This window comes from Kitasatospora sp. NPDC056783 (genome assembly GCF_042789895.1).
Taxonomy (GTDB): Bacteria; Actinomycetota; Actinomycetes; order Streptomycetales; family Streptomycetaceae; genus Kitasatospora.
The window spans coordinates 1-4,724 of record NZ_JBHUAF010000524.1 but is presented as its reverse complement, the minus strand read 5'-3'; the positions used below and the strand labels follow the sequence as shown (position 1 = coordinate 4,724).

The 4,724-nt window shown below is 72.5% G+C and carries 3 protein-coding genes; 2 read left to right on the top strand and 1 reads right to left on the bottom strand.

The annotated features are described in order from the left end of the window. Positions 1-126: 126 nt before the first annotated feature. Positions 127-1,035, bottom strand: a complete 909-nt coding sequence (locus tag ACFRMQ_RS38380) for an NADP-dependent oxidoreductase (RefSeq protein WP_380735516.1) — start codon at positions 1,033-1,035, stop codon at positions 127-129. A gap of 159 nt (positions 1,036-1,194) precedes the next feature. On the opposite strand from ACFRMQ_RS38380, the gene ACFRMQ_RS38375 reads away from it, so the two are divergent. Continuing rightward, on the top strand, positions 1,195-2,778 hold the full coding sequence (locus tag ACFRMQ_RS38375) for a Na+/H+ antiporter (protein ID WP_380735515.1): 1,584 nt from the start codon (positions 1,195-1,197) through the stop codon (positions 2,776-2,778). Positions 2,779-3,039: 261 nt separating this feature from the next. Further along, positions 3,040-4,701, top strand: a complete 1,662-nt coding sequence (gene pgi, locus ACFRMQ_RS38370) for a glucose-6-phosphate isomerase (protein WP_380735514.1) — start codon at positions 3,040-3,042, stop codon at positions 4,699-4,701. Positions 4,702-4,724 lie beyond the last annotated feature (23 nt).

Below are 4,724 nucleotides of genomic sequence, written 5' to 3'. Positions count from 1 at the left end.
CCCCGGACCCGCTGATTAAGAGTCAGCTGCTCTAACCAACTGAGCTAGCGGCGCTTGCTGACGTGGAGAACATTACCTGGTCAGCGGCCGAAACTCACAATCGGCCCGGAGCGGGGTCCGGGCCGCTCACATGGTCAGCACCACCTTGCCCCGGACGTGCCCGTCGCCGACCAGCCGGTGGGCCTCGGCGACCCGTCCCATCGGGAACGAGTCCGCGATCTCCAGCCGCAGCCCGCCGGCCTCCCAGAGCTTCACCAGCTCGGCCAGCCGTTCGGCCGTCCGCTCGCCCCGGAGACCCCGGACGCCCAGCCGCTCGGCGCCCGGGTAGTCGACCACGGTGCCGATCCGGCTCCGGTCGGCGACCAGTTCGACGGAGGCCTCCAGGGCGCCCCGCCCGGCGGCGTCGAAGGCCGCCGTCACCCCCTGCGGTGCCGCCGCCCGGACCCGTTCGACCAGCCCCTCGCCGTACGTGACCGGGACCACGCCCAGCTCCCGCAGGTACCCGTGGTTGCGCTCGCTCGCGGTGCCGACCACCGTGGCGCCCCAGGCCCGGGCCAGCTGGACGGCGACCGTGCCGACCCCGCCCGCGGCGCCGTGCACCAGGACGGTGTCACCCGGGCCGACGCCGAGCGCGGTGAGCGCCAGGTGCGCGGTCTGGCCGGAGGCGGAGAGGGAGCCGGCCTGCTCCCACGGCATCCCGGCGGGCTTGGCCACCAGCCTGCCGGCGTCCACGGTGACCAGGTCGGCCTGGCAGCCCAGCACCCGGAAGCCCAGCACCTCGTCCCCGATCCGCCAGTCGCCGCTGTCCGGCCCGAGGGCGTCCACCACCCCGGCGAACTCGTTGCCGAGGACGAACGGCGGCTCGACGGCCAGGCCCGGCGGCCGGAACCCCTCGCGGATCGCGAGGTCCACCGGCTGGACCCCGGCCGTGTACACCCGCACCCGCACCTCGCCCGGTCCGGGCCGCGGGTCGGGCACCTCGACGACCCGCAGGACCTCGGGACCGCCGGACCCCGTCACGGTGACCGCCTTCATACCTGTTCCCACCCCTTCTCGATCGTTTCGCGTCCCCGATCCTGGGCCCTGGAGTGCGCTTGACGTCAAGGGGTCGTTCCGCGTGTCGAGACCGATGGGCGCATTGTCAGATTTATCCTGGACGGCGCTCAGCCGTCCGTCGTCGAGAGGAACCTCCCCGTGGGCCAGCTGCCCCTCTTCTTCCTGGTGCTGCTCGCCTCCGTGGTGACCATGCCACTCGGGCGGAAGACCGGAGTGCCACAACCGGTGCTGATGACCCTGCTCGGCATCGCCATGGCGCTGATCCCGCAGATCCCGGACGTCACCATCGAGCCCGAGCTGATCCTGCCGCTGGTCCTGCCACCGCTGATCTTCGCGGTGGCCCGGCGCTCCTCGGTGCGCTACTTCAAGGCCAACGCCCGCTCGATCCTGCTGCTGGCGATCGGCCTGGTGGTGGTCACCACGATCGCCGTGGCCGGCACCGTGCACTGGCTGCTGCCCGCCCTGCCGCTGGCCGCCGCCATCGCGGTCGGCGCCCTGGTCTCCCCGCCCGACCCCGTCGCCGCCGTCGCGGTGGCCGGCAGCATCGGCCTCCCGCGCCGCCTGGTGGCGATCCTGGAGAGCGAGGGGCTGTTCAACGACGTCACCGCGATCGTCATCTACTCGCTGTCCATCGAGGCCATGGTCAGCGGCGACTTCTCGGCCGGCGACGCGGTGCTGCGCTTCGTGCTGTCCGCCGTGCTGGCCGTGGTGGTCGGCGTCGCGCTCGGCTGGCTCAACACCAAACTCGCCGAGCGGCTGGACGACCCGACCCAGCAGGTCGCGCTCAACCTGCTGGTGCCCTTCGCCGCGTACGCCCTCGCCGAGGAGATCCACGGCTCCGGCGTGCTCGCCGTCGTGGTCTGCGCGCTCTACCTCGCCGAGCGGGCCTCCGACGCCGACGCCGTCTCCTACCGGCTGGTCGGCAACGCCTTCTGGGAGGTCGTCGAGATCCTGATCACCGGCGTCGCCTTCGGCCTGATCGGCCTGGAGCTGGCCACCGTGCTCAAGGAGGCCGGCAGTGGCTGGACCGGCTTCCTCGGCGACGCCGCCGTGGTCATCGCGGTGGTCGTCGTGGTCCGGCTGCTCTGGCTGCTGCCGGCCGGCTGGCTGTCGAAGAGGCTGCGCTCCGGCGACGAGGAGGACACGCCGTTCAGCTGGAAGGAGAGCGTGATCCTCTGGTGGTCCGGCATGCGCGGCGTGGCCACCGTCGCCCTGGCGCTCGCCATCCCGCTCACCCTGCACTCCGGCGAGGACTTCCCGGAGCGCGGCCGACTGGTCTTCATCGCCTTCAGCGTGGTGCTGTTCACCCTGCTGGTCCAGGGCCTCACGCTGCCCTGGCTGGCCAAGCGGCTGGAGCTGGACATCGACCAGGACAAGCACGAGCAGGCCGTGCGCCAGCTCTGGTGGCGGGCCGCCAAGGCCGGGCTCAGCCGGCTCGGCGAGCTGGAGGAGCAGGACCGGCTGCCCGCCGAGGTCGCCGACCGCCTGCGGGACCGTCAGCACGACCGGCTGGCCCGGCTCTGCCCGGAGAACTACGCCGAGGAGGAGGCCGCCGAGGCCAAGCTCCGGATGGCCCAGTGGCGGGCCGCCCGGGACGTCGAGCAGGAGATGATCGCCGCCTCCCGTCGCGAGATGCTCAACGCCCGCAGCGAACCCGGCGCCGACCCGGAGCTGGTCGACGAGGTGCTGCGCGGACTCGACCTGCGCTCCGAGCGGAAGTGACGGGGCGTCCGCTCCCTCCGGGTGCCCGGTCCGTTCCCGCCGGGCGCCCGGTCCGCACCCGTCGGGCCGGCTCCCGGACCCGGCGGGCGGACGGCCCGCACCCGTCGGGCGGAATGCGCGCGACCGGGTCCGGGGTTGCATAGGCTGAGCCCGGGCAGGCCGTCAACGGAGTCGGCGCACCACCAGTACCCGCACGACCTCGGCGAACCCTCACGCCTGGCCCTGCCGGTTTCTGCACCCAGATGAATCGAGGACCCACCGATGTCGGAGACCCGCGCCGACGCCCGCACCCCGCTGGACCGCACCCCCCAGTGGGCCGCCCTGGCCAAGCACCGGGCCGAACTGGGCGACACCCACCTGCGTGAGCTGTTCGCCGCCGACCCGGAGCGCGGCCGCCGCCTCACCCTCCAGGTCGGCGACCTGCACGTGGACTACGCCAAGCAGCTGGTCACCGACGAGACGCTGGAGCTGCTGCGCGAGCTGGCCGCCGCCACCGGCGTCGCCGAGCTGCGGGACGCGATGTTCCGCGGCGAGAAGATCAACGACACCGAGCACCGGGCGGTCCTGCACACCGCCCTGCGCGCCCCGCGAGGCGCCGTGATCGAGGTCGACGGCGAGAACGTGGTGCCCGCCGTGCACGCCGTCCTCGACAAGATGGCCGCCTTCGCCGACCGGGTCCGCGGCGGGGAGTGGAAGGGCCACACCGGCAAGCCGATCCGCACCGTCGTCAACATCGGCATCGGCGGCTCCGACCTCGGCCCGGCGATGGCCTACGAGGCGCTCCGCTCGTTCACCGAGCGCGACCTCGACGTCCGCTTCGTCTCCAACGTGGACGGCGCCGACCTCCACGAGGCGGTCCGCGACCTCGACCCGGCCGAGACGCTGTTCATCGTCGCCTCCAAGACCTTCACCACCATCGAGACCATCACCAACGCGGTCTCCGCCCGGGACTGGCTGCTCGGCGGCCTGGGCGCCGGCACCGAGGCGGTGGCCAAGCACTTCGTCGCGCTGTCCACCAACGCCCAGGGCGTGCACGACTTCGGCATCGACACCGCCAACATGTTCGAGTTCTGGGACTGGGTGGGCGGCCGCTACTCCTACGACTCGGCGATCGGCCTCTCGCTGATGATCGCCATCGGCCCGGACGCCTTCCGCGAGATGCTGGACGGCTTCCACCTGGTCGACGAGCACTTCCGTACGGCCCCGCCGGAGCGGAACGTCCCGCTGCTGCTCGGCCTGCTCGGCGTCTGGTACGGCGCGTTCTTCGACGCCCAGGCGCACGCGGTGCTGCCCTATTCGCACTACCTGTCCAAGTTCACCGCCTACCTCCAGCAGCTGGACATGGAGTCCAACGGCAAGTCGGTGACCCGCGACGGCACCCCGGTGGACTGGCAGACCGGCCCGGTGGTCTGGGGCACCCCCGGCACCAACGGCCAGCACGCCTACTACCAGCTGCTGCACCAGGGCACCAAGGTGATCCCGGCCGACTTCATCGGCTTCGCCGAGCCGGTCGCCGACCTGCTCCCCGGCCTGGTCGCCCAGCACGACCTGCTGCTGGCCAACTTCTTCGCCCAGACCCAGGCGCTGGCCTTCGGCAAGACCCCGGAGGAGGTCGCGGCCGAGGGCGTGCCCGCCGAGCTCGTCCCGCACAAGACCTTCAAGGGCAACCACCCCACCACCACCATCCTGGCCGGCGCGCTGACCCCCTCGGTGCTCGGCCAGCTGGTCGCGCTCTACGAGCACAAGGTGTTCGTCCAGGGGGCGGTCTGGAACATCGACTCCTTCGACCAGTGGGGCGTCGAGCTGGGCAAGGTGCTCGCCAAGCGGATCGAGCCGGTGCTGCTCACCGGCGAGGGCACCGAGCGGCTGGACAGCTCCACCGCCGAGCTGGTCGCCCGCTACCGCGCGCTGCGCGGCCGCTGAGCCCGGACCGGGCCGCCCGCCCC

Bases quoted from the DNA above. Each gene is read 5' to 3' on its own strand.
- pgi (WP_380735514.1), top strand. From the start codon at position 3,040: ATGTCGGAGACCCGCGCCGACGCCCGCACCCCGCTGGACCGCACCCCC.
- ACFRMQ_RS38380 (WP_380735516.1), bottom strand. From the start codon at position 1,035: ATGAAGGCGGTCACCGTGACGGGGTCCGGCGGTCCCGAGGTCCTGCGG.